Origin of the sequence: Kineosporia rhizophila, from assembly GCF_021277265.1 — a bacterium.
In the GTDB taxonomy this organism is placed as follows: Bacteria; Actinomycetota; Actinomycetes; order Actinomycetales; family Kineosporiaceae; genus Kineosporia; species Kineosporia rhizophila.
In genome coordinates, this window is the sequence record NZ_JAJSOH010000010.1 from 134,641 (window position 1) to 157,889 (window position 23,249).

25 protein-coding genes and 1 pseudogene are annotated in these 23,249 nt (G+C 71.4%); 18 read left to right on the forward strand and 8 right to left on the reverse strand.

From position 1 onward, the window contains the following. Positions 1-45: 45 nt before the first annotated feature. The 7 genes and pseudogenes from LWF15_RS16725 (at position 46) to LWF15_RS16755 (ending at position 4,976) form a co-directional block, all read left to right on the forward strand. Positions 46-894, forward strand: a pseudogene (locus LWF15_RS16725) (SDR family oxidoreductase). A 25-nt stretch (positions 895-919) separates the two neighbouring features. Next, positions 920-1,753, forward strand: coding sequence for an SDR family NAD(P)-dependent oxidoreductase (locus LWF15_RS16730; protein ID WP_232811756.1), 834 nt, complete (start codon positions 920-922; stop codon positions 1,751-1,753). A gap of 3 nt (positions 1,754-1,756) precedes the next feature. Beyond that, entirely contained in the window at positions 1,757-2,170 is a 414-nt protein-coding gene (locus LWF15_RS16735; protein WP_232811757.1) for a ChaB family protein, read from the forward strand. 149 nt (positions 2,171-2,319) lie between these two features. Continuing rightward, on the forward strand, positions 2,320-2,619 hold the full coding sequence (locus LWF15_RS16740) for a hypothetical protein (protein WP_232811758.1): 300 nt from the start codon (positions 2,320-2,322) through the stop codon (positions 2,617-2,619). Positions 2,620-2,710: 91 nt separating this feature from the next. After that, complete coding sequence (locus LWF15_RS16745) at positions 2,711-4,045, forward strand: ANTAR domain-containing protein (RefSeq protein ID WP_232811759.1); 1,335 nt, start codon at positions 2,711-2,713, stop codon at positions 4,043-4,045. Between the two features lie 146 nt (positions 4,046-4,191). Further along, positions 4,192-4,797, forward strand: coding sequence for a GAF domain-containing protein (locus LWF15_RS16750; protein ID WP_232811760.1), 606 nt, complete (start codon positions 4,192-4,194; stop codon positions 4,795-4,797). After that, on the forward strand, positions 4,794-4,976 hold the full coding sequence (locus LWF15_RS16755; RefSeq protein WP_232811761.1) for an ANTAR domain-containing protein: 183 nt from the start codon (positions 4,794-4,796) through the stop codon (positions 4,974-4,976). Before LWF15_RS16750 ends, LWF15_RS16755 begins: the two co-directional genes overlap by 4 nt. A 43-nt stretch (positions 4,977-5,019) precedes the next feature. Here the strand turns inward: LWF15_RS16755 and LWF15_RS16760 are convergent, their stop codons facing one another. Continuing rightward, entirely contained in the window at positions 5,020-5,859 is an 840-nt protein-coding gene (locus LWF15_RS16760; protein ID WP_232811762.1) for a glucose 1-dehydrogenase, read from the reverse strand. Positions 5,860-6,028: 169 nt separating this feature from the next. Here LWF15_RS16760 and LWF15_RS16765 point away from each other — a divergent pair, with 169 nt between their 5' ends. Continuing rightward, positions 6,029-6,469: an SRPBCC family protein gene (locus LWF15_RS16765; protein ID WP_232811763.1), complete on the forward strand. Its 441-nt coding sequence runs from the start codon at positions 6,029-6,031 to the stop codon at positions 6,467-6,469. 10 nt (positions 6,470-6,479) lie between these two features. Here the strand turns inward: LWF15_RS16765 and LWF15_RS16770 are convergent, their stop codons facing one another. Continuing rightward, entirely contained in the window at positions 6,480-7,094 is a 615-nt protein-coding gene (locus LWF15_RS16770; RefSeq protein ID WP_232811764.1) for a hypothetical protein, read from the reverse strand. Between the two features lie 187 nt (positions 7,095-7,281). Here LWF15_RS16770 and LWF15_RS16775 point away from each other — a divergent pair, with 187 nt between their 5' ends. Then, positions 7,282-7,728, forward strand: a complete 447-nt coding sequence (locus LWF15_RS16775; protein WP_232811765.1) for a phage holin family protein — start codon at positions 7,282-7,284, stop codon at positions 7,726-7,728. After that, entirely contained in the window at positions 7,725-8,246 is a 522-nt protein-coding gene (locus tag LWF15_RS16780; RefSeq protein ID WP_232811766.1) for a DUF3618 domain-containing protein, read from the forward strand. Before LWF15_RS16775 ends, LWF15_RS16780 begins: the two co-directional genes overlap by 4 nt. A 33-nt stretch (positions 8,247-8,279) precedes the next feature. On the opposite strand, the gene LWF15_RS16785 is transcribed toward LWF15_RS16780, so the two are convergent. Then, positions 8,280-8,957: a TetR/AcrR family transcriptional regulator gene (locus tag LWF15_RS16785; RefSeq protein WP_232811767.1), complete on the reverse strand. Its 678-nt coding sequence runs from the start codon at positions 8,955-8,957 to the stop codon at positions 8,280-8,282. Positions 8,958-9,082: 125 nt separating this feature from the next. On the opposite strand from LWF15_RS16785, the gene LWF15_RS16790 reads away from it, so the two are divergent. The 5 genes from LWF15_RS16790 to LWF15_RS16810 all read left to right on the forward strand — a co-directional run bounded on the left by LWF15_RS16790 (position 9,083) and on the right by LWF15_RS16810 (position 15,468). Beyond that, the gene (locus tag LWF15_RS16790) at positions 9,083-10,636 is read left to right on the forward strand and encodes an MFS transporter (protein WP_232811768.1); all 1,554 of its coding nucleotides are present in this window, start codon (positions 9,083-9,085) and stop codon (positions 10,634-10,636) included. A 150-nt stretch (positions 10,637-10,786) separates the two neighbouring features. Then, the gene (locus LWF15_RS16795) at positions 10,787-11,836 is read left to right on the forward strand and encodes a YihY/virulence factor BrkB family protein (RefSeq protein WP_232811769.1); all 1,050 of its coding nucleotides are present in this window, start codon (positions 10,787-10,789) and stop codon (positions 11,834-11,836) included. A gap of 168 nt (positions 11,837-12,004) precedes the next feature. Next, entirely contained in the window at positions 12,005-13,627 is a 1,623-nt protein-coding gene (locus LWF15_RS16800; protein WP_232811770.1) for a methyl-accepting chemotaxis protein, read from the forward strand. 80 nt (positions 13,628-13,707) lie between these two features. Further along, positions 13,708-14,784, forward strand: a complete 1,077-nt coding sequence (locus LWF15_RS16805) for an NADH:flavin oxidoreductase/NADH oxidase (RefSeq protein WP_232811771.1) — start codon at positions 13,708-13,710, stop codon at positions 14,782-14,784. A gap of 315 nt (positions 14,785-15,099) precedes the next feature. Continuing rightward, the gene (locus tag LWF15_RS16810) at positions 15,100-15,468 is read left to right on the forward strand and encodes a hypothetical protein (protein WP_232811772.1); all 369 of its coding nucleotides are present in this window, start codon (positions 15,100-15,102) and stop codon (positions 15,466-15,468) included. 13 nt (positions 15,469-15,481) lie between these two features. On the opposite strand, the gene LWF15_RS16815 is transcribed toward LWF15_RS16810, so the two are convergent. Both LWF15_RS16815 and LWF15_RS16820 read right to left on the reverse strand, forming a co-directional pair. Next, positions 15,482-16,069, reverse strand: a complete 588-nt coding sequence (locus LWF15_RS16815) for an ATP-binding protein (protein WP_232811773.1) — start codon at positions 16,067-16,069, stop codon at positions 15,482-15,484. 59 nt (positions 16,070-16,128) lie between these two features. Further along, positions 16,129-16,563 carry an STAS domain-containing protein gene (locus LWF15_RS16820; RefSeq protein ID WP_232811774.1) on the reverse strand — a complete coding sequence of 145 codons (435 nt, stop codon included), beginning with the start codon at positions 16,561-16,563 and terminating at the stop codon, positions 16,129-16,131. Positions 16,564-16,672: 109 nt separating this feature from the next. On the opposite strand from LWF15_RS16820, the gene LWF15_RS16825 reads away from it, so the two are divergent. Continuing rightward, positions 16,673-18,286, forward strand: a complete 1,614-nt coding sequence (locus LWF15_RS16825) for a GAF domain-containing SpoIIE family protein phosphatase (RefSeq protein ID WP_232811775.1) — start codon at positions 16,673-16,675, stop codon at positions 18,284-18,286. Positions 18,287-18,464: 178 nt separating this feature from the next. Beyond that, a complete protein-coding gene (locus LWF15_RS16830) occupies positions 18,465-18,836 on the forward strand; it encodes a hypothetical protein (RefSeq protein WP_232811776.1) in 372 nt (123 codons plus the stop codon). Positions 18,837-18,902: 66 nt separating this feature from the next. Here the strand turns inward: LWF15_RS16830 and LWF15_RS16835 are convergent, their stop codons facing one another. Genes LWF15_RS16835 through LWF15_RS16845 form a run of 3 tightly spaced genes read right to left on the reverse strand, consistent with a single transcriptional unit; the run spans position 18,903 to position 22,554 of the window. Then, on the reverse strand, positions 18,903-20,963 hold the full coding sequence (locus tag LWF15_RS16835) for a xanthine dehydrogenase family protein molybdopterin-binding subunit (RefSeq protein ID WP_232811777.1): 2,061 nt from the start codon (positions 20,961-20,963) through the stop codon (positions 18,903-18,905). After that, positions 20,960-21,961 carry an FAD binding domain-containing protein gene (locus LWF15_RS16840; protein WP_232811778.1) on the reverse strand — a complete coding sequence of 334 codons (1,002 nt, stop codon included), beginning with the start codon at positions 21,959-21,961 and terminating at the stop codon, positions 20,960-20,962. The genes LWF15_RS16835 and LWF15_RS16840 overlap by 4 nt, the downstream gene beginning before the upstream one ends. Next, positions 21,958-22,554 carry a 2Fe-2S iron-sulfur cluster-binding protein gene (locus LWF15_RS16845; RefSeq protein WP_232811779.1) on the reverse strand — a complete coding sequence of 199 codons (597 nt, stop codon included), beginning with the start codon at positions 22,552-22,554 and terminating at the stop codon, positions 21,958-21,960. Before LWF15_RS16845 ends, LWF15_RS16840 begins: the two co-directional genes overlap by 4 nt. A 68-nt stretch (positions 22,555-22,622) precedes the next feature. Here LWF15_RS16845 and LWF15_RS16850 point away from each other — a divergent pair, with 68 nt between their 5' ends. Continuing rightward, the gene (locus LWF15_RS16850; protein ID WP_232811780.1) at positions 22,623-23,207 is read left to right on the forward strand and encodes a GNAT family N-acetyltransferase; all 585 of its coding nucleotides are present in this window, start codon (positions 22,623-22,625) and stop codon (positions 23,205-23,207) included. Positions 23,208-23,249: the final 42 nt, after the last annotated feature.

Genomic DNA, 23,249 nt, shown 5'->3' on the forward strand with positions numbered 1-23,249 from the left:
AGCAACGATCAGTACACCTTCGCCAATCCGGCCGAGCAGTACCAGATGCGGCAGCCCGAGGAGCAGTACCAGGAGGGTCCCGGGCTGGACCAGAAGCTGAGCCCGAAGGCCGACCACGGGGAGCAGTCCTACCGTGGCACCGGCCGGCTGAGCGGGCGTAAGGCGCTGATCACCGGGGCAGATTCGGGGATCGGCCGGGCGGTGGCGATCGCCTACGCCCGCGAGGGTGCCGACGTGGTGCTTTCTTACCTGCCCGACGAGCAGCCCGACGCCGACGAGGTGGCCGAACTGGTGCGCGCGGCCGGGCGTAAGGCGGTGCTGGCGCCGGGAGACATTGCCGACGAGAAGTACGCCCGCGCCCTGGTGCACACCGCGGCGAAGGAGCTGGGCGGGCTGGATCTGGTGGTCAACGTGGCCGGGCGACAGCAGACCGCCGAGCGGCTGGAGGACATCACCTCCGAGAGCTTCGACCAGACCATGCGGACGAACATCCACGCCATGTTCTGGGTGATCCAGGAGGCGCTGCCGCACCTGCCGGCCGGTTCCTCGATCATCAACACCAGCTCGGTGCAGGCCTACAGCCCCTCGCCCACCCTGGTCGACTACGCCACCACCAAGGCCGCGATCAACACCTTCAGCAAGGCGCTGGCCCAGCAGCTGGCGCCGCGGGGGATCCGGGTGAACGTGGTTGCGCCGGGACCGATCTGGACGCCGTTGCAGGCGGCCGGAGGCCAGCCGCCGGAGGCGCTGCCGGAGTTCGGGCAGCAGACCCCGCTGGGCCGCCCGGGGCAGCCCGCCGAGCTCGCCCCGCCGTAAGTCTACCTGGCCTCGGCCGAGTCCAGCTACACCGTCGGCGAGACGCTCACCGTCACCGGCGGCATGCCCACCCCGTAGTCCTCTCCCACGGAAGGTCGAGACCATGCGCAGACTGGCCGTCGTCACCGGGGCCTCCACCGGCATCGGGTACCACCTGGCGCGGCAGTTCGCTCTGCACCAGTTCGACCTGCTGATCACCGCGAACGAGGACCTGGGCCCCGCGCAGGCCGACCTGGAGGCGCTCGGGGCCCGGGTCACTACGGTGCGCGCCGACCTGCGGCAGTACCGCGAGATCGAGGATCTGTACGGCGAGATCCGCAAGGCCGGGCCGATCGACGCGCTGGCCCTGAACGCCGGCATCGGGGCGAGCGGGCCGTTCGCCGAGGGCGCCGGGCCGGGCACCGCACCGAGCCTGACCGACGAGCTCGATCTGGTGGCGGTCAACGTCACCTCGCTGGTCCACCTGGCCCGGCGGGTACTGCCCGACCTGGTCGGACAGGGCGCCGGGAAGGTGCTGATCACCTCGTCGATCGCGGCCACCCAGCCCGGGCCCTACGAGGCCGCCTACGCCGCGTCCAAGGCGTTCGGGTACTCGTTCGCCGAGGGCCTGCGCACCGAACTGGAAGACAGCGGGGTCACGGTCACCGCCCTGCTGCCCGGACCGGTGGCGACCAGCTTCTTCGACCGGGCCGACATGCGCGACACCCGGCTGGGGGCAGGCCCGAAGGACGATCCGGAAGAGATCGCCCGGCAGGCCTACGAGGCCCTGATGGCCGGCAAGGACCATGTGGTCGCCGGATCGGTGGTCAACCAGGTCCTGGTCACCACCGAGCGGTTCCTGCCCGAGCGGGTCAAGGCCGCGGCCCACCAGATCCTCAGCCGGCCGGGTTCCGCACCCGGTTCGGCAGCAGGGCACCCGGAGAAGGAAGGAAGCTGAACGATGCCGAAGACCACCAAGGGCGGCCGGCCGAAGCAGAGCGAACTGCCCTCCACCCTGCAGCATTCCGACGACAAGGCGCAGCGCACCTTCACCAAGACGTACGACTCGGCGATCGAGGAGTACGACGGTGACGAGCGCCGGGCCCACCAGGTCGCCTACGCCGCCCTCAAGCACACCCACGAACGGGTGGGCGACGGGTGGGAGCCGAAGGAGGAGAACGGCCCCTCCGACGCCCGGGCCGAGGGCGGGCGGGACAGCGACCAGCCGACCGCGGGCGGGGTGAACGCGAACGCCACCAAGAAGCATCTGCTCGACGTGGCCCGCCGGCTCGAGATCAGCGGCCGCTCGAAGATGACCAAGGACGAACTGGTCCAGGCCATCCAGAAGGCGAACGAGCGGGCCCGGCGCAGCTGACCGGCGGGCCTGCTCCCTTGATCATCTGATTGCCTGATCCTTGCCGCCGGGGGTTTGCGCCGGCGCCGGTCGCGTGTAGACAGGGATCTGCGGTTCTCGGCGTCGAAACCACCGGCGGAACCGGGAACCGGCTCTGCGAGGAATGTTTCATGGCATCCTTCCCGGTTCTCACCGACGGCTGCGCCGGTCCCGGCCCGGTCGGTGACGACCGCGTGGCCGAGGTCGGCCGGCGGCTCGAGCGCGAGTTCGCCGCGCACCCGGCCGAACTCGTGCGGGCGACGTGCGGCGTGTGTCTGCGGTCCCTCGACCCGTGCTCCCCCGAGGCCGTGCCGGAGTTGCTCTACCGGCTCGCGAGCCAGCGGCTCACCGAGCTCCCGGCCGCGCTGCCGGCCGAGTTCCCGACCGAGTTCCCGGCCGGGCCGGAGGCCGGGGGCCGGACCGGGCCGTGAGCCTGCACCGAGGGCCGGGCGATGGCATCATGATCGGGCGAAAAACGGTCGGAGGCGCCCCAGGCGGCGGAAGCGGGAGGTCGGCGAAGAGATGTCGCAGAACCAGACTCTCGACGAGAAGGATCAGCCCCCCGTGGTCTCCACGGCCGGTCCGGCCCGGCCGCCGAACGAGGCTCTGCTCATGCTCCGCTCGGCGCACCAGGCCCTGCTGAGCCCGGCCGGGGGCCGGAGCTGGCCGCCGTCGTCCGAGACGCTGAGCCGGGTCGCCGACGACCTGGCCCTGGCCGAGGAGGAGCTGACGGTCCAGCTCGCCGAGCTCGACACCGCGGCCCGGGCCCGGACCGAGGGCCGGGCCCTCACCCGGCAGATGCTCGACAGCCTGCCGGTCGCGGTGGTCACCACCTCACCGGCCGGTTCCCTCCTCGAGGTCAACCCGGCCGCCCAGGAACTGCTGCAGGTGCCCGTCGGGCGGCTGGAGAACCAGAAACCGGTCTTCGCCTTCGTCGCTCCCGACGACCGCCGCGCCGCCCGCGACCTGCTGCACTCCGCACTCCACGGAACGACGGCCGCGCACGCGTCGCTGCGACTGCTCCCGCGCGGGGGTTCCCCGGTGGTCTGCGACGTGGCCGCCGCCCGGTCACTGCCGGAGGAGAGGACCGCACAGGTCCGCTGGATCCTTCAGCCGGTCCCGGGATCCGACCCGGCCGATCCGGCCGATCCTGCCTACCGGGAGACGCTGGTGGAGCTGGCCCGGCTGGGCGTTGGCGACACCGACCTGCCCGCGCTGCTACGCCGGGTGGCCGAGCTGGCGGTCCAGGCGGCACCGGCGGTCCAGTCCGCGTCCCTCCTCCTCGGCGACCCGGCCGACCCCGACAGCATCGTCTCCACCTCCCCCCTGGCCCAGGCCGGTGACGGGCTGCAGTACATGATCGGCAGCGGCCCGATGTTCGAGGCCTACGCCACCGGCTCACCGGTGGCGACCAGTGACGCCCTGGACGACCCGCGCTGGCCCGACCTGGCCCGGGTGGCGGGCGGGACGGCGAGCTCGGGGTCCTGGCTCGCCCTGCCGCTGGTCCTGGAGGAGAAGCCGATCGGTCTGCTGATGCTCTACGGCGAGGCCGGGCACACCTTCGGCGAACCGGCCCTCGCCCAGCTGGCGCCCTTCGTCCAGGCCGCGGCCACCCTCGTCCGCGACAGCCGGACGATCCAGGAGATGCGGTCGGTGCAGGAGCAGCTGCGCCAGGCGCTCGCCTCCCGGGCGGTCATCGACCAGGCCAAGGGCATGATCATGCTGAGCCGCCGGTGCTCGGCCGAGGACGCGTTCGCCGTCCTGGTCCGGATGAGCAACGACAGCAACCGCAAGATCCGGGAGCTGGCGGCCGAGCTGGTCGCTGCGGCGGTCCAGGGCCGCCCACCGGTGCCCTAAGGTCGCCTGACACCTGCTGGTGGTGGACGGCACGGCGATCCTGGTCCGCGGCCCGCCGGTCACCATCGCCACCGAGATACGCACCGGGGTAACGATTCTGCGCTGGGAACTGCGAACCCACCTGGAAGAGCCCGGTCCGGCTGCGGGTGATCACCGACACCGCCGACCCGGACGAGTTCACCGACGACGACCGGGCGGCCGACGCGGTCAGCCGACTGCCGGACGAGCGCGGTCACCTCTCCCTCGCCCTGGCCGAGTCGCCGGCCGGGCAACTGGCCGGGCACACCGAGAAGGACGACGTGCTGGCCGGTGTCCTCGCCGGGGCGATCACGATCATCCCCGGGGCCCAGCGGGCGGCCGTAATGCTGAAGCGGGGCGGCGAGCTGACCGTGGCGGCCGCCAGCGACGACGCGACGCTGGCCTGCGAGCGGGCACAACTGCCGGCCGAGCAGCGTCCGGGCCAGGGGCCGGCCGTACGGGCCGATGCCGGCCATCGGGTGGTGACGGCCATCCTCACCGACTCATCCAACCAGTGGCCGCTGCTGAGCGCGGCGGCGACCCGGGCCGACATCCGCCGCGTGATGGCCGTTCCCCTGACCTACGGCGAGCAGCCGATAGGCGTGCTCAGCGTGTATTCCGGCCATGAGAACGCCTTCGGAAGAACGGTACTGAGTCTGGCCCGCTGTTCGCGGTGCACACGGCCGTGGCGTTGTCCCGACTGGAACGCGAAGAGCACCTGCGGTTCGCCATGAAGTCCCGCCAGCACATCGGCGAAGCGGTCGGAGTCCTGGTGGAACGCCACCGGATCCTGCCCGACGAGGCCTTCCAGCGTCTGGTCAAGACGTCTCAGCACCGCAACGTGAAGGTGCATGAGATCGCCGAGGCCGTGGTCACCACCGGACAGGACCCGGAGGAGATCCAGCTGCTCTGAACCACCCGGCCCGGTAGCGCCTGCGCCACCGGGCCGAGCACACCTACAGAACCGGCTTGCCGCCAGTGACCGCGATCCGGGCCGCCGAGACGTAGCTGGACTCGTCCGAGGCCAGCATCACGTACACCGGCGCCACCTCGGCGGGCTGCCCGGGCCGGCCCAGCGGCGTGTCCTTACCGAAGCTCTCGACCTTCTCCGGCGGCATGGTCGCCGGGATCAGCGGCGTCCAGATCGGGCCCGGGGCAACGCTGTTCACCCGGATGCCCTTCTCGGCGAGCAGGCCGGCCAGACCCGCGGAAAGGTTCGCGATGGCCCCCTTGGTCGCGGCGTACGGTGCCAGCCCGGGGTTGGGGGTGTCGGAGTTGACCGACGACGAGCCGATGATGCTGCCACCGGCCGGCATGTGCGGCACGGCCGCCTTGGTCAGGTGGAAGTAGGCGCTGAGGTTGGTGGCGATCGTGCGGTCCCACTCCTCGTCGCTCACGTCCTCGATCGTGTCGTAGACCGCCTGGTAGGCGGCGTTGCTCACGAGCACGTCGATCCGGCCGAACTCGGCCACGGTCTTCTCGACGATCGACCGGCAGTGGGCCGGCTCGGACACGTCACCGGGAATCAGCACGACCTTGCGCCCGGCCTCCCGCACCCACTTCGCGGTGTCCTCGGCGTCCTCGTGCTCGTTGAGGTACGAGACGACGACGTCGGCACCCTCCCGGGCGTAGGCGATGGCCACGGCGCGGCCGATACCGCTGTCGCCACCGGTGATCACGGCGATCTTGCCTTCCAGGCGGCCGGAGCCGCGGTAGCTCTTCTCGCCGTGGTCGGGCACCGGATCCATCGCTGCGGTGGTGCCGGGGACGTCCTGTTGCTGGGCCTTGGGGGCCATGGAGCCTCCTGGTGTCGGATGAGGCGTGCGCCGCGCGGGTTCTGCTCACCGCGAGGCCGGCTCCGCAGAAGGCGGGCCGGGCATCCATCAGTCTTGCCCAGGCCGACAGGCCTGCCACTCGGGGTGGTCTGCGGTTGCCCGCCGCCACCGTAACCGGTGGAATGGCCCAATGATCGAGGTCCAGCGGCTCGTGAAAGCGTCCCCGCAAGACGTTTTCTCCGTCCTGTCCGACGGGTGGCTCTACTCCGGCTGGGTGGTCGGCGCCTCGCGGATCCGGTCGGTCGACGCGAACTGGCCGGCGGTCGGCTCGCGGATCCACCACTCCTTCGGGGTGTGGCCGGCCGTGATCGACGACAGCACCTCGGTCCTGGACTCGGTGCCCGGCCACCGGCTGGTGCTCAAGGCCCGCGGCTGGCCGGTGGGCGAGGCCACCGTGTTCCTCGAACTGGAGGAGGCCGACGGCGGCTGCCTGGTGCACATGCAGGAGGACGCCACGGCCGGCCCGGGCAAGCTGATCCCCAAGCCGGTGCGGCAGGTCAGCATCGCCCCGCGCAACACCGAGAGCCTGCGCCGGCTGCAGCTGATCAGCGAGGGGCGCAAGGCGCTCTGAGCCGACCGGGTCAGAGCCGGCGGGAGGTGCGCCAGGCGGTGATCGCCCCGGCGGTCATCGCCCCCAGGGTGCCCAGCACCTCGTCGCCCAGGGTGTCGGTGTAGGCGGTGTCCAGTTCGGTGCCGCCCCGGATGAACGCGTAGTACTCGCCGACCTCCCAGAAGATCGCCATGATCGCGCCCACCCCGGCCACCAGCAGCACGATCTCCCAGCCCGGGCGCGCCCTTCCGCGCTCCCCCCGGGTGATCAGCAGCCCGGTCCCGAGCCCCAGGAACATCCAGTTGACGAAGTGGTTGGCGTCGTCCCACCAGACCAGCGAGTCGTACAGGTCGAGCGTGTTGCCGGTGACGTCGATCAGGTAGGGCAGCATGATCCAGGCGAAGGCCGCCCACGGCGGGTCCTGCCGCCGGGTGGTCACGAACCACCAGATCACCGGCACGGCCAGCATCATCGCCGGGTACAGCACCAGCCGGGCCCCGAAACCCTTGCCCTCGAACTGTTCCAGCCCCGAGGCGAAGAACGTGGCCACCAGCAGCTGGCCCACCGTCAGCACCAGCAGGACGACACAGGCTACGGCGGCGACCGGCCAGGACCGGGCCGGACGGGTGATCACGGGTTCGCTCATGCCGGGAAGTATTCCGTGATCTTGGGCGGCCCGGCCTCCGCCCAAGGTCGCATCCGCACGGCCCGACATCGTGCACTTTCGTCGCACCGCCGGCCCGGGTGCTGCTCCAGCGGTGTCCGCTCGGGATGCGGTCGCGCTGGTCAGACCTAGATTCGAGGGGAACCGCAAGGCCGACCTTGGAGAAGCCATGAGCGTGACGAACGAAAGGCCGCCGAGCCCGGCGGCCGCTCCTGGCCCGGTACCCACGGGTCACGAGAAGTCGACCCCGGAGCTGGTGCAGGACCTCACCCGGCTGGTGCCCCAGCTGGCCCGGCAGGAGGTCGAGCTGGCCAAGGCCGAGCTGGCCGAGAAGGCCAAGCACGCCGGGGTCGGCGTGGGCGCCTTCGGCGGCGCCGGCCTGGTCGCCCTGTTCGGGGTCGGCGTCCTGGTCGCCGCGGCCGTCCTGGGCCTGGCCGAGGTGCTTCCGGCCTGGGCCTCCGCGCTGATCGTGGCCGCCGTCCTGCTCCTCGTCGCCGGGGTCATGGCGATGGTCGGGCGCAAGCAGATCAAGCAGGCCACCCCGCCGGTCCCGACCCAGGCCGTGAACAGCACGAAGCACGACGTCGAGGCCGTCAAGGAGAGTGCCCACCGATGAGCGACGCGAAGGACACCTCGGACACCGAGCAGCTGCGCGCCGAGATCGACCACACCCGCGACGAGCTCGCCGAGACGGTCGAGGCGCTGGCCGCGAAGGCCGACGTCAAGGGCCGGGCGACCGAGAAGGTGCACGAGGTGCAGGAGACCGCGAAGGCCCGCGCCCGTGACCTCCAGGAGAGCGCCAAGGTGCACGCGATGGCGGCCAAGAGCACCGCCACGGAGCAGGCGCAGCAGGTGGCCGAGCGGGCCAAGGTCGCCACCGGCACCGCCCGCACCGTCGCCACCGAGCAGGCCCAGCACGTGGCCGAACGGGCCAAGGTCGCCACCGGCACCGCCCGCACCGTCGCCACCGAGCAGGCCCAGCACGTCGCGGCCCAGGCCAAGGTGGTCACCGAGCAGGCCAAGGTGAAGACCCAGGAGCAGCGTCAGGACAAGCCCTGGCTGCTGCCCGCGCTCGGCGGTCTGGCCGGTCTGCTCACCGCCGTCCTGGTCTGGCTCCGGCGCCGCAACCGCTGACCCGTCGCCCCAGCACCACCACGCCCCTGCCCGTCAGCCCCGGCTGATCACGGGCAGGGGCGTCGGCGCGCTCCGGGCCGGGCGCAGCCCGTCGAGGATGACGCCGATCACCCGCCGGTAGATGTCCGGTCCGCTCTTGTGGGCGGCGAAGTCGATGCTGCTCACCGCGGCCATGGTCAGGGCGAACAGGTCGCTCGCCACCAGGTCGTCGCGGATCACCCCGGCCTCCTGGCACCGGGCCAGCATGCGGTCGAGGTACTCACCCATCCGGACGTGCTGCTGGTGCACCATGACCTCCACCCGGTCGGGTGAGGTACCCCGCGACCAGCCGACGCTCTCGGAGTAGCTGCCGATCACGAAGTCGCGAAAACCCCGGTCGCCGGAGAACCGGCGCACGCCGCCCTCGAAGAACGCGACGAACCCCTCCCACGGGTCGGGTGCCTCCACGGCCAGCCGTACCTGCTCCAGCGCCTCCTCGAAACGACGCTGGAACAGCGCCAGGATCAGCTCGTCCTTGTTGGGGAAGCGCCGGTACACGGTGGCCACCCCCACGCCCGCACGGGCGGCCACGTCGGCCAGGGTGGCGTGCAGGCCGTCGGCGGCGAACACCTCCGACGCCGCCTCGAGGATGCGCTCGGTGACGCTCTCATTCGCCTCGGCCCCGCCGACAGGGGTTCCGCTGCCGTTGCCGCCCGCGGAGGAACTGTTCACCCGACGAGGGTACCAACGCGGAACAACTATTCCGCTACAGTGATGGCAATCCCGGAACATCTATTCCGCTTCAACCCCGCGCAACCTGACTCCGCGCGGGGCCAATCCGCCGGAAAGGCCACCCCATGTCCGACCGCTCTCCCGCAGCGGCTCCGCACACGACAGCGCTCAACGACGAGCACTCCCCCACCGCGAGCTCCGGCCACCACCGCGGCGCCACCCGCGCCCAGTGGCTGGTGCTCGGCCTGATCTCCATCGCCCAGCTGATGGTCGTGCTCGACGCGACCATCGTGAACATCGCCCTGCCGGCCGCGCAGACCGACCTGAGTTTCGACGACGCGCAGCGGCAGTGGGTGGTCACCGCCTACTCGCTGGCCTTCGGCAGCCTGCTGCTGATCGGCGGCCGGCTGAACGACATGTTCGGCAACAAGCTCGGATTCCTGGTCGGGCTGGTCGGTTTCGCCGCCGCGTCGGCCGTGGGCGGCTGGGCCCCGAGCATCGAGGTCCTGATCGCGGCCCGCGCCGCCCAGGGTGCCTTCGGCGCACTGCTGGCCCCGGCCGCACTGGCCATGCTCACCATCACCTTCGCCGGTTCCGCGGACCGGGGCAAGGCGTTCGGCATCTTCGGCGCGGTGGCCGGTTCCGGCGCAGCCATCGGCCTGCTGCTGGGCGGCGCCCTGACCGAGTACCTGTCCTGGCGCTGGTGCCTGTACGTGAACGTGCTCTTCGCCGTCATCGCCCTGGTCGGCGGCCTGCGTCTGCTGCCGGCCAACGAGCGCGAGGGCGGCCGCCCGGCCTTCGACTGGGCCGGCTCGATCCTGGCCGTGGCCGGAATTTTCTTCGTGGTCTACGGTTTCGCCCGGTCCGAGACCGAGGGCTGGGGCGACACCCTGACCGTGGTCAGCCTGGTCGCCGGCGTGCTGCTGGTGATCGGCTTCGCGGTGGCCGAGCGTCTGGTCGCGCACCCGCTGCTGCCCATGCACATCCTGCTCGACCGGGTCCGCGGCACCTCCTACCTGGTCATGCTGACCTCCGCGATCGGCATGTTCGCGGTGTTCCTGTTCGTCACCTTCTACGTGCAGCAGGTGCTCGGGTACTCGCCGATCCAGTCCGGTTTCGCCTTCCTGCCGATGGTGTTCGCGATCGGCATCAGCGCCCAGTTCAACGGCACGCCGGCCTTCCAGACGAAGATCGGCTCGAAGATGCAGGTGGGCGTCGGCTCGCTGCTGGCCGCCGCCGGCATGCTCCTGTTCACCGGTTTCGGCCTGGACAGCAGCTACGTCACCGCGCTGCTGCCCGGCCTGGTGCTCACCGGCCTGGGCCTGGGCTGCATCTTCGCCGTCGCGATGGGCTCCTCCACGATCGGCGTCCAGGCCCACCAGGCGGGCGTGGCCTCGGCCACCGTGAACACCTCGCAGCAGGTGGGCGGTTCGATCGGGGTGGCGCTGCTGAGCAGCGTCGCGGCCTCGGCGGCCACCGACTACCTGACCACCAACGCCGCCGGCGGGGTCACCCCGGCGCTGGCCGCACAGGCCCAGTTGGCCTCGTACGACGCGGTCTTCGTCTGGTCGGCGGTGTTCTTCGCCGTCACCGCGGCGCTGGCCTTCGCGCTGTACCCCAGCCGTTCGGTCACCGCGGCCCTGGCCGCCGACAACGAGAACGTCGCTGTGCACATGTGATCGGACCGAACTGAACCGACAACGGACGGGTGCGGGCCCCGAAGAGGGGCCCGCACCCGTCCGTTTTTGGTTCTGAACAGCACTTATGGGGGTTTTCACCGGGTGTCCTCTCGACCGGCGGGCCCCCGCCGGGGGCGCCACCATGAGCCCATGTGGGGAACCAAGCGACGAAACCCGGAAGAAAGCGACCAGCTACCGGACGAGAACCCGGCTGAGTCGCCCACCGAACTGCCCAAGAAGTCCTGGCTGAAAGTACTGAAAGGCGCAGGCAAGGAGTTCTCGGAGGACAACCTCTCCGACTCCGCCGCCGCCCTCACGTACTACGGCATCCAGGCGCTGTTCCCGGCCCTGGTGGTGCTGATCTCGCTGCTCGGCTTCGCCGGTCCCGACACCATCAAGGAGATGCGGGACAACATCAAGCCGGTGTTGCCCGGCAGTTTCAGCGGAACCCTCGACAGCATCCTGCTCCAGGTCGGCGACAAGCCCGCCTCGGCCAGCTTCGCCTTCGTCCTGGGTCTGGCCACCGCCCTGTGGTCGGCCTCCGGCTACGTCGCCGCATTCATGCGCGCCTCCAACGTGGTCTACGACATCCCCGAGGGCCGGCCGATCTGGAAGACCCTGCCCACCCGGATCCTGACCACGCTGGTGCTGCTGGTGCTGCTCATCGTCGCGGCCCTGATGGTGGTCTTCACCGGCCCGCTCGCCCAGCAGGCCGGGGACCTGCTCGGCCTGGGCGACGCCGCGGTCACCGCCTGGAGCATCGTCAAGTGGCCGGTGCTGGTGCTGATCATGATGCTGGTGCTGGCGATCCTGTACTGGGCCTCGCCGAACGCCAAGCAGGGCTTCAAGTGGGTCACCCCGGGCGGCATGCTCGCGGTGGTGCTGTGGCTCCTCGCCTCGGCCGGGTTCGGCTTCTACGTGACCAACTTCTCCAGCTACGACGCCACCTACGGCACCTTCGCCGGGATCATCATCTTCCTGATCTGGATGTGGATCTCGAACCTGGCCATCCTGCTGGGCGCGGAGTTCAACGCCGAGCTGGAGCGGGCCCGGGCCGAGCAGGACGGCCTGCCCGAAGGGGCCGAGCCCTACGTGCCGCTGCGGGACACCCGCAAGCTGGACGAGGACGAACTGGCCGAGGTGGAAGGGTCGCGCCGGCACCTGCGTCCCGACCGTGGGGGCGACTCCGGCAGCGCGTGACGGTCAGCGCTGGGTGAGGGCGGCTGCACCGTCCGGGTGAGCGGGTCACTCCGGGCTAACCCTGCGTGGCTTCTCGACGATGGGCAGAGGAAGCCAGACGCTGGTTGCGTGAGCACGTCGCAAGAGGTGCGCCGGCAGACCGCGACAGCCCCTCCGAAAAGGATGTCCATGCCCGCCGCGAAGTCCCCCGCCGCCTTCTTCGGCAACCTCTCGCTGCTGAAGAAGATCTTCAGTCTGATCATCGTCGCCGCCCTGCTCAGTGTCGGGATCGGGGTGCTGGGACAACGCGCGGTGAGCTCGGTCGAGCAGGCCACCGACGAGATCGTGCAGGTCCAGGCCAAGCGGGTGGAGATCGCCCTGCAGGCCCGCGCCGAGTTCGCCGGTCTGCGCCGCGACATCCTGCTCAGCGGTCTGGCCGACGGCACCGCCGGCCAGGCCGCGCTCGAGGCCGTGAGCACCGGCGCAGCCGGGGTGGCGGCCAAGTTCGACGCGCTCGAGGCCACCGGCCTGGACGAGGCCGACCAGGCCACGATCGCGACCGAGCGCGAGAACCTGAGCGCCCTGGAGCAGATCTACACCGCCCAGATCGCCCCGCTGACCCAGCGCGACGACCTGACCGGCCGGGAGTACCGCCAGCTGGGCCAGATCGTCACCGGCGAGTTCGCCACGGTCTCCGACAAGGTGCGCGACGGCCTGAACGAACTGGCCGACAACGCGCTGGCCGACATGGCGGCCAGCGCTCAGGAGGCCAAGGACTCGGCCCGCTCCGAGATCATGCGCTCCTGGACGATCGTGGCGGTCGGCGTGCTCCTGATGGTCGGGTTCGGCTGGTGGCTGGCCCGGATGATCTCCTCCACCGTCGGCCGGGTCCGCGACGGTCTGGTCGCACTGGCCGACGGCGACCTCACCCGCCGGGTGCCGGTCACCGCCAACGACGAGGTGGGCGAGATGGCCGGTGCGCTGAACCGGGCGAGCGACTCGCTGCACGCCGCGATGGAGGACATCCGTACCAGTTCCAGCACGCTGACCGGCAGCTCCGAGGAACTCACGGCCATCTCCAGCCAGGTGGCGGCGAACGCGCAGGAGACCACGTCGCAGGCCAACAGCCTGAGCGTGACCTCGCAGGAGGTCTCCGGCAACGTGCAGACCGTCGCGGCCGGCACCGAGGAGATGAGCGCCAGCATCCGGGAGATCGCGAACTCCTCGGCCGAGGCCGTGCGGGTCGCCGCCGGGGCGGCCACCGAGGCTGCCACCGCCACCGCCACCGTGGGCAAGCTGGGCAGCTCCAGCGAGGAGATCGGCAACGTGGTCAAGGTGATCACCTCGATCGCCGAGCAGACCAACCTGCTCGCCCTGAACGCCACCATCGAGGCCGCCCGTGCCGGTGAGGCCGGCAAGGGCTTCGCCGTGGTCGCCGAAGAGGTCAAGCAGCTCGCCCAGGAGACGGCCCGGGCCACCGAGGACATCGGCCGCCGGGTCGAGGCGATCCAGGCCGACACCCGGGACGCGGTCGAGGCGATCGAGCGGATCACCCGCACCATCGAGGACGTGAACTCCTACCAGACCACGATCGCCTCGGCGGTCGAGGAGCAGACCGCGGTCACCTCGGAGATCGCCCGCAGCATCGACGAGACGGCCACCGCCGCCTCGCGGATCGCCACGGACATCAACGCCGTCTCGCACGCCTCGCAGTCCTCCAGCGCCGGCATCGCCGACGCCGAGCGGGCGGCCTCCGACCTGGCCCAGGTCGCCAACGGCCTGAACCAGCTGGTCGGGCGCTTCCGGCTCTGAACCCGAGTCTGAGTCCGAGGCGGGCCTAGTTCACACCCGGCGCGGGGAAGTCCCTTCCCCGCGACCGGGTTCTTCCCGTCATGAGCCTTCTCTTCTCTCCGTTCACCCTGCGCGGCGTCACCGTCCGCAACCGCGCCTGGGTCTCACCGATGTGCATGTACTCCAGCGAGCAGGGCCGGCCCAGCGACTGGCACCTGGTGCACCTGGGCAGCTTCGCCCGCGGTGGCGCCGGGCTGGTGATGCAGGAAGCGACCGCGGTGGTGCCGGAGGGCCGGATCTCCCCGCAGGACGCCGGGATCTGGAACGACGAGCAGGCCGCGGACTACGAGCGGATCAACCGCTTCGTCCGGTCCCAGGGCGCGGTCACGGCGATCCAGCTGGCCCACGCCGGCCGTAAGGCGTCCACCTACGCGCCCTTCCGGGGCAAGGGCTCGGTGCCGGCCGACGAGGGCGGCTGGAAGACCGTCGCCCCCTCCGCCGCCGCCTTCGGCCGTTACGACGTTCCCGCCGAGATCCCCGCGTCCGACCTGCCCGGCCTGGTGCAGGCCTGGGCCGAGGCGGCGCAGCGGGCGATCGCGGCCGGCTTCCAGGTGTTGGAGGTGCACGCCGCCCACGGGTACCTGCTGCACCAGTTCCTCTCGCCGGTGAGCAATCTGCGCACCGACGCCTACGGCGGCGACCTCGCCGGGCGCTCGCGGCTGCTGGTCGAGGTGGTCGACGCCATCCGGGCGGTGATCCCCGACGCCACCCCGCTGCTGGTCCGGGTCAGCGCCACCGACTGGGTGCCCGACGGTCTGGACGTCGAGGAGGTGGCCCAGGTGTCTGCCACCCTGAAGGAGCACGGCGTCGACCTCGTCGACGTCTCCAGCGGCGGCAACCACCCGGACCAGAAGATCACCCTCGGCCCCGGCTACCAGGTGCCCTTCGCCCGGCGGGTGAAGGAGGTCAGCGGTCTGCCCACGGCCGCGGTCGGGCTGATCGCCGAGCCGAAGCAGGCCGAGCAGGTCCTCGCCGAGGGCTCGGCCGACGCCGTCCTGCTCGGCCGGGTGCTGCTGCGTGACCCCAGCTGGCCGCACCGGGCGGCGCACGAACTGGGTGACGACGTGACCTGGCCGCCGCAGTACGAGCGCGGCCGGTTCCCCCGAGAGCAGCACTAGCCCGAACGGGTGAGTCCTTGATCATCCGCGATCACGAGGAGTGATCGACGCAGACCGGCGGAGCGTGACCATGCCGCTGCGTAGTGCAGGAACGCAGGAAATAGACGGTGTTGTCCGCCACAGCGGCCGGGATCAGCTTGCTCTGGGTAGTCGTCGCCCGATAGGACCACTGAGGGTCCTGAGGACGACAACAGTCGGGGGCTCCGGGCGCCGACAAGGAAGTTGAGACGCGGAGCCGAAGCTCAGTGCCCCGCCACCGGCGCCAACGCTCCTCGTTCCACAGATTCAGCCCTCGTGGCCGGAAGGAAAGACACCGTGAGCAACCTGGACACCGTCCTCAAGGAAGCCATGCAGATCGATGGCGCCATCGGCGTCGCCCTGGTCGACTACACCAGCGGGATGACCCTGGGCCAGGCCGGCGGGGCCGTGCTGGACCTCGAGGTCGCCGCCGCCGGCAACACCGAGGTGGTGCGTTCGGAGCTGCGCACGATGGAGTCGCTGGGGATGCGTGACGGCATCCAGGACATCCTGATCACGCTGACCACCCAGTACCACCTGATCCGGCTGATCACCGGCCAGTCCGGGGCCGGCCTGTTCCTCTACCTGGCCCTGGACAAGCAGCGGGCCAACCTGGCCCTGGCCCGGCACAAGCTGGCCAACCTGGAGCGCACCATCCAGATCTGAGCCGGGCTTCGTCTCAGTCCCCGGTCGCCGCGCGCGAGCCTACGTCCCGTAGCTGCTCGAGCAGGCGGCCGGGCGGCTGGTCGGGCACCTCGGCCCAGACCGTCTTGCGGCCCTCGTGCACGTACCAGCCGGCCTGGGCGGCCATGGTCAGCACCAGCGCCAGCCCACGCCCCCCGGGCTCGTCGCCGGCCAGTCTCCCCACTCGGAGCTCCTGCTCCGGCGCCGCGTCACTCACGCTGAGCAGCCAGGCGTCGGCGGTGCAGGCCAGTTGCACGGATATCGGCGGCCGGCCGTGCCGGACCGCGTTGCCGGCCAGTTCACTGAAAACCAGCTCGACCCGGCGGGCCACCTCGGCCATCACCGGGGATCCGGCGGGCAGAGGCAGCGGGACCTCCCGGTGGCACCGCGCGAGGAGGGACTCCCGCACCGCCGCCATACCGGTGAGGCCGTTCAGGGGCCAGGCCCCGAGCTGCTGACGGATCAAGTCGGGCGGTCGATTGCGCACCAGGATCGGGATGTCGACGCTCCCTGATTGGTAGGGGCGTCGGGCTCGGCCGGGCGGGACGCGGAAGACCTCGCCCCTCCCGGGGTCCGGCCTCATGCTCCCGACACTAGGGGACGGCTCGACCGACCGCCCGGTGAGCCAGCCGGAGGCAGCGCTCAGGGCGTCTCCTGGCCGCCCGGGCTCACTCGGCCCTCCACCCACTGGAACAGCGGGGCCGCCCCGGCCACGGCGAGCATCTCCTCGACCACCGGCGCCGGGCCGCACAGCTCGGTGGTGCCGCCCTGGGAGCGCACGGAGGCGGCGATCCGCACCAGGAACGAGATCCCGACCGAGTCGATCATCTCCACGTGCCGGACGTCGACCAGGATCGGCGACTGCTGGTCGACCGCGTGCCGGCCGGCCTCCTCGAGCTCACCGACCACGCTGATGTCGATCACCCCGCGCAGGAGCACGACCACGGTGCCGTCCTCGTCGTAGACCGAGACGTCTCCACCGGGCCGGGGGTCGGGCCGCACTCCGGACTCCTCCCGCACAAGTCGAAGGTGTCGTGCCGGCTCCCGGTCCGAAGTGCCGTTGTCAGCCGTGTCCATCCACCTCACTCTAGGAAGCAAGGGCCGAGGTCGCACTACGACCCGAATGCCGTTACCGCCCATACTGTGGGCGTGCAACTCCACGTCCATCGTCGACCCCGGCCGTGCCATGGTTGAGGTCCCGGACCCCACCGCCGACCGCTTCGGCCCCCTGGTCCGCGACACCCTCGACGTAACCGCAGCCCTGGTCTTCCGGACCGCCGATGATCAGTTCCCGCCCGATACGGCCGGGGTCTGGCTGGCCCGGCGGGCGGTCCAGACGGGTGAGCCGGTGGTGGTGAACGACCTCGGCCGACACGAGCTCACGCGGCAGCGGGCGTTCTCGGACGGATCCCACATCGCCGCCGGGCTGGCTGTCCCGGTGCAGGACGGCACGCTCACAGTCGGTGCCCTCTGCGCCCTCGACGCCGCCCCCCGGGCCTGGACCGAGCGGGACATCCACGTCCTCACCGGGCTGGCCGCGGCCTGCTCGGCCGAACTGAGCCTGCGCCGTTCCCACGCCGAGGCGGCGGCCCAGCAGCAGCGGGCCGAGACTGCGTGGGCGGACGCCGAGCAGCGCGGCGAACAGGCCCGCCTGGCCCAGCACCGGTCCGAGCTGGTCACCGTGGCCACCCTGGAGTCGGAGCAGCAGGCCCGGCTGTTGCTGGCCCTGTCCGAGGCACTCGCCGTGACCACCACCGTGGCCAGCGTGGTGAAGGTGGTGGAGCAGGTAGCGGCCGAGAACCTGGGCGTCGAGACGACCCAGATCGTGCTCGGCGAGGCCCCTGCTGAGGACCGGCCCGGCGGCCCCTGGCTGCGGCTGCCCCTGTCCGGTGGGGTGAGGGGCACGCTGGCCCTGGGCTGGAGCTCGGCCGACTCCCCCTGGACGGCCTTCGGACAGGAACCGCCCGGGCCGGTCCAGGAGCGCATCCGGGAGGCCCTCGCAGCCCTGGTGCAGTACACCTCGACCGCCCTCGAGCGGGCGATCCTGCTGGAGGAACGCCGCGACACCGCGACCACCCTGCAGCACGCCCTGCTGACCACCCTGCCCGAGCGCGACGACGTGCACCTCGCCGCCCGCTACCTGCCCGCGGCCAGTGCCAACCAGGTGGGTGGCGACTGGTACGACGCGGTGGCCCTGCCCACCGAACCCGGGGGCGGGCCGGGCGACCTGGCCGTGATCATCGGCGACATCGCCGGGCACGACATCGAGGCCGCCGCCACCATGGGCCAGATCCGGAGCCTGCTGCGCGGCCTGCTGGTGGATCGGCCGCAGCCCCCGGCCGAGGTGATGACCCGGCTCGACGCGGCGCTGACACACCTGCGGATCGACACCGGTGTGTCTGCTGTGCTGGCCATCCTGTGCCCCTCCCCCGATCGGCCCGGCGCAAAACGCCTGCACTGGGCCAACGCCGGGCACCCGCCCCCGCTGCGGGTCACCGGCGCCGGGGTGGCCACTCTGCTCACCCCCGCCCCGGACCTGTTGCTGGGCATGCCCTTCCACCTCGGGCGGACCACCCACGAGCTCGACCTCGACCCGGGCGACACGCTGATCCTGCACACCGACGGCCTGGTACAGCGGGCCGGGCGGCGCATCTCGCACGGGCAGGAAAGTCTGCTCGCGGCGGCCCGGGAACATCACCGCCTCGAACTGCCGGAACTGCTGGACCGGCTGCTGAGCGAACTCGTCGACGAAGGCACCGACGACGACTGCGCGATCCTGGCCGTGCGCCTGCCGAGCTGACCGTCTCGGCCGACACGCAGAAACGCCACCGAACCGGCGCTGAACCCGCGCTGCCCCGAGCGGGTGAGACCGCAGTGTGAGGGCCCAGGTCCCAGGACCAAAGTCCCTACGCAATCCGCGTACACGCGGTCACCGTGAGCAGTGGTTGCCCGTCGGTTCCGTGGAAGGAAAACTTTTCGTGTCCAACATCGAGATCGTCCTCAAGGAAGCCATGCAGATCGACGGCGCCATCGGCGCCGCGCTGGTGGACTACACCAGCGGCATGACCCTCGGCCAGGCCGGCGGCGGCGGCGGGCTGAACCTCGAGGTGGCGGCCGCGGGCAACACCGAGATCGTCCGCGCCAAGCTGCGCACGATGGAGTCGCTGCGGCTGCGCGAGAGCATCGAGGACATCCTGATCACCCTCGACACCCAGTACCACCTGATCCGGCTGATCCAGGGCCCCACCGGCAACGGCCTGTTCCTCTACATGGCCCTGGACAAGCGCCGCGCCAACCTGGCCCTGGCCCGGCACAAGCTGGCCAACCTGGAGCGCACGATCGAGATCTGAGCACCCGGGCCCGACGAAGGGGACGGACCGGTCTACCGGCCCGTCCCCTCCGTCTGCCGGTCGCCCTCAGCGCAGAACGTCTTCCAGATGGATCGGCAGGTCCCGGACCCGGACCCCGGTGGCGTCGTGGACGGCGTTGGCCACCGCGGCCGCGGTGCCGACGATGCCGATCTCGCCGATGCCCTTGGTCCCGGCCCCGCCGAGGTGCTCGTCCCCCTCCTCGATCCAGCCGATGTCCACCGCCCCGACGTCGGCACAGGATGCGACGTGGTACGAGGCCAGGTCGCGGTTGAGGTAGTCGCCGAACGCCGGCTCGATCACGCCCTCCTCGTGCAGGGCCATCGACAGGCCCATCGTCATGCCGCCGAGAAACTGCGACCGCGCGGTGCGGGCGTTGACGATCCGCCCGGCCGCGAACACCCCGGTCATCCGCGGCACCCGCAGTTCGCCGGTGTCACGGTTCACCCGGACCTCGACGAACTGGGCCCCGTAGGCCCCCCGGGTGTGTTTCTTCCCGAGGGCCTTGATGTCCTCTGCGGTGTTCGCGGTCACCGACGAAACACCCTGCTCGCGCAGCTGACGGCAGGCCTTGCTGACCGCCCACCCCCACGACCGGGTGCCCATCGAGCCACCGGCGATACCGGCCTCCGGCAGGTCGGTGTCGCCGATCAGCATCTTCACCCGCTCGGCGGGCACGTCCAGGGCCTCGGCGGCCAGCTGGCGCAGCGCGGTGCGCGCGCCGGTGCCGATGTCCGCCGCGTTGATCGCCACGGTGTAGCAACCGTTCCCGTCGGCCGAGGCCCGGGCACTGGCGGGCATCTCGTAGGTCGGGTAGAACGACGCGGCCACTCCCGACCCGATCAGCCAGCGGCCCTCACGCCGCTCACCGGGAGTGCGCGGCCCCGGCCGCCACCCGAAGCGCCGGGCCCCCTCCCGCAGGCAGGCCACCAGATTGCGGCTGGAGAACGGGTTCCCGGTCTCCGGGTCGATCTCCGGCTCGTTACGGATGCGCAGTTCCACCGGGTCCAGGCCGAGTTCGGCGGCCAGCTCGTCGACCGCCGACTCGAAGGCGTAGAAGCCCGGGCACTCCCCCGGTGCGCGCATCCACGACGGCACCGGCACGTCCAGCCGGGCCAGGCGGTGGCTGGTGCGGCGGTTGGGGGCGGCGTACATCGAACGGGTCGAGACCGCGGTCTGCTCGGCGAACTCCTTCACGGTGGCGGTCTGTTCGACCACCTCGTGGATGATCGCGTTCAGCCGCCCGTCCCGGTCGGCCCCCAGCCGGATCCGCTGGATCGTCGGCGTCCGGTACCCGACCAGCGAGAACATCTGCTGCCGGGTGACCGCGAGCTTGACCGGGCGCCCGGTGACCTTCGCGGCCAGGGCGGCCAGCACCACGTTCGGCCGCGGTGTGCCCTTCGACCCGAATCCGCCGCCCACGTGCGGGTTGAGCACCCGCACCCGGCCCGCGTCCAGCTCGAACAGCCCGGCCAGGGTCTTGCGCACCGGCTGCCCGCCCTGACTGGAGTCGTGCACGGTGAGCGACCCGTCGTCGGCCCAGATCGCGGTGGTGGCGTGCGGTTCGAGCGGATTGTTGTGCAGGGCGACGGTGGTGTAGGTGTGGTCGACGCGGACCGGGCTGCGGTCGAACGCCTGGTCCGGCTCGCCCTGTTCGCTGTCGGTCGCGAACGCCGGGTTCACCTTCTCCGGCTTGTACAGCGAGGCGTGGTCGGGGGTCAGGACGACGTCGTGGTCGAGTTCCTCGTACTGCACCGGCAGGGCGGCCGCCGCCTCCCGGGCCGCCTCCGGAGTCTTCGCCACCACCAGGGCCACCAACTGACCGTGGTAGGCCACCTCCGGCGACTGCAGCACGGCCAGCACCGGATCACCGACATCGCCCAGCCGCGGCGCATTCTCGTGCCAGAGCACGGCGATCACGTCGTCGTCGCGCAGCACGTGGTCGGCGTCCACGGCGAGCACCCGCCCCCGGGCCACCGGCGAGGTCACGATCCAGGCGTAGGCCGTCCCGCCCGGCTCACCGTGCTCGTAGGCGTAACGGGCCGTTCCGGTGACCTTCTCGACCGACTCGTCGCGGGCCAGCGGCGGGCCGGTCAGGGCGGCGCTCACGCTTCCTCCTCGATCCCGGCCAGGGTGCACAGGGCGGCGACGATCAGGTTCTGGCTCAGCCGGACCTTGAACTCGTTGTCCGGCAGCGGTTCGGCGGCTGCCATCTCGAGTTCGGCGGCCCGGCGGAACTCCTCGGCGCCGGCCACGCGGCCGGTCAGTGCGGTCTCGGCCAGGCGGGCCCGCCAGGGCTTGTGAGCCACTGCGCCGAGCGCGATCCGGACCTCCTCGACCGTGCCGTCGGCAGTGAGGCTCAGCCCGGCCGCGACCGATCCGACCGCGAACGCGTACGAGGCCCGGTCTCGAGCCTTGCGGTACAGCGAGTTCTGATGCACAGCAAGCGGACTGGGCAGCTCGACCGCGGTGATCAGGTCGGCCGGGTCGAGAACGGTGTCTCGTGAGGGGTCTTCACCGGGTGCCCGGTACAGCTCGTTCAGGGCGACCTGCCGGTCCCCGCCCGGGCCGGTGACGTGCACCCGGGCGTCGAGCGCGGCCAGGGCCACGGCGAAGTCGGACGGATGGGTCGCGATGCAGTGCTCACCGGCGCCGAGGATGGCCAGGTCACGATGGACGCCCGTGCGGGCCGGGCAGCCGGAACCGGGCTTACGCTTGTTGCACGGTTTGGTCACGTCCTGGAAGTAGAGGCAACGGGTGCGCTGCAACAGGTTTCCGCCCACGGTGGCCAGGTTGCGCAGCTGGCCGGAGGCACCCGAGAGCAGAGCCTGGGAGAGCATCGGGTAGGCGGTGCGCACCCGCGGGTCGGCGGCGAGGTCGGAGTTGCGTACGACGGCGCCGACCAGGAGGCCCCCGCCCGCCGTCGCCTCGATCCGGTCCAGATCCAGGCGGGTCACGTCCACCAGCAGATCCGGCGACTCCACCCCCAGGCGCATCAGGTCGACCAGGTTGGTGCCGCCGCCCAGGAACTTGGCGCCCGGCCGGCCGGCGAGCTGGTCGACGGCCTGACCCGGGGCCTCGGCCACGGCATAGGCGAAAGGCTTCATCGCGTTCCTCCCGGCTCGTACCCGGTCTCGATTCCCGGGGCGTGACCGGCTGCGGCCGCGTCGAGCACGGCCGGGACGATGTTGGCGTAGGCGCCGCAGCGGCACAGATTTCCGCTCATCCGCTCGCGGACCTCGGCCTCGTCGAGCGCGACCGGAACCTCGGGCGGGCCGGATTCGGGCGGGGTGACCGCAGAGGGCCAGCCGGCCCGGGCCTCGGACAGCACCCCGACCGCCGAGCAGATCTGGCCCGGCGTGCAGTAACCGCACTGGAAGGCGTCCCGGTCGACGAAGGCGCGCTGCACCGGATGCAGGCTCTCGCCGTCGGCCAGGCCTTCGACGGTGGTGATCTCGCGGCCCTGCGCAGTCACGGCGAGGACCAGGCAGGCGTTCACCCGGCGGCCGTCCAGCAGCACCGTGCAGGCCCCGCACTGGCCGTGGTCGCACCCCTTCTTCGACCCGGTCAGGTCGAGGTGCTCACGCAGTGCGTCGAGCAGGGAGGTGCGGTTGTCCAGGGCCAGTTCGTGCTCGGAGCCGTTCACACCGAGACGCACCGTGCTGGTCGTCGACTGGGAGCGGCTGTCCGTCGTCGTCATGCGGCGACGCTACGGCGCCCGCCGGTGGCCCGCCTCTTGATCATTGAGCTGTCCCTAGAATGGGCCACATGCCTGCTCTGGTCAGAGATGTGATCCCGGCCGGTTCGTGGTCCTCGGTGCCACAACCGGGTTTCCGCGGGGAAGGGCTGCTCCTGCGGCCGTGGCGTCACGGTGACGAGCCCTTCCTGCTCGAGGCCTACTCCGACCCGGATATCCAGCGGTGGCACGCGCTCGCCCTGGCCGACGAGGCCGAGGCCACGGCCTGGATCGAGCGCAAGAGCGCCGCCTGGGCGGGCGAGACGGCGGCCGACTGGCTGGTCGAGGGCGAGGGGAAGGCGCTGGGCCGGATCGGGTTCCGGGTGGCCGACCTCAGCCTGGGCGAGGCCGAGGTGGCCTACTGGGTGGCCCCCGCGGCGCGCAACCAGCAGGTCGCCACCCGCGCCACCCGGGCCCTGACCACCTGGTCGCGGGCCCACGGTCTGCACCGGCTCACGCTGCTGCACTCCACCCGCAACGAACCCTCCTGCCGGGTGGCCCAGCGCTGCGGCTTCGCCCTGGAGGGCACGGCCGTGCAGTCGCTTCTGCACAGCGACGGCTGGCACGACATGCACCACCACGCGCTGCTTCTGGACTCCACCCACCGATCGGAGTAAAGGCCGGGGCGCCCGCTGCCGACGACGGGGCTGAGACCCGAC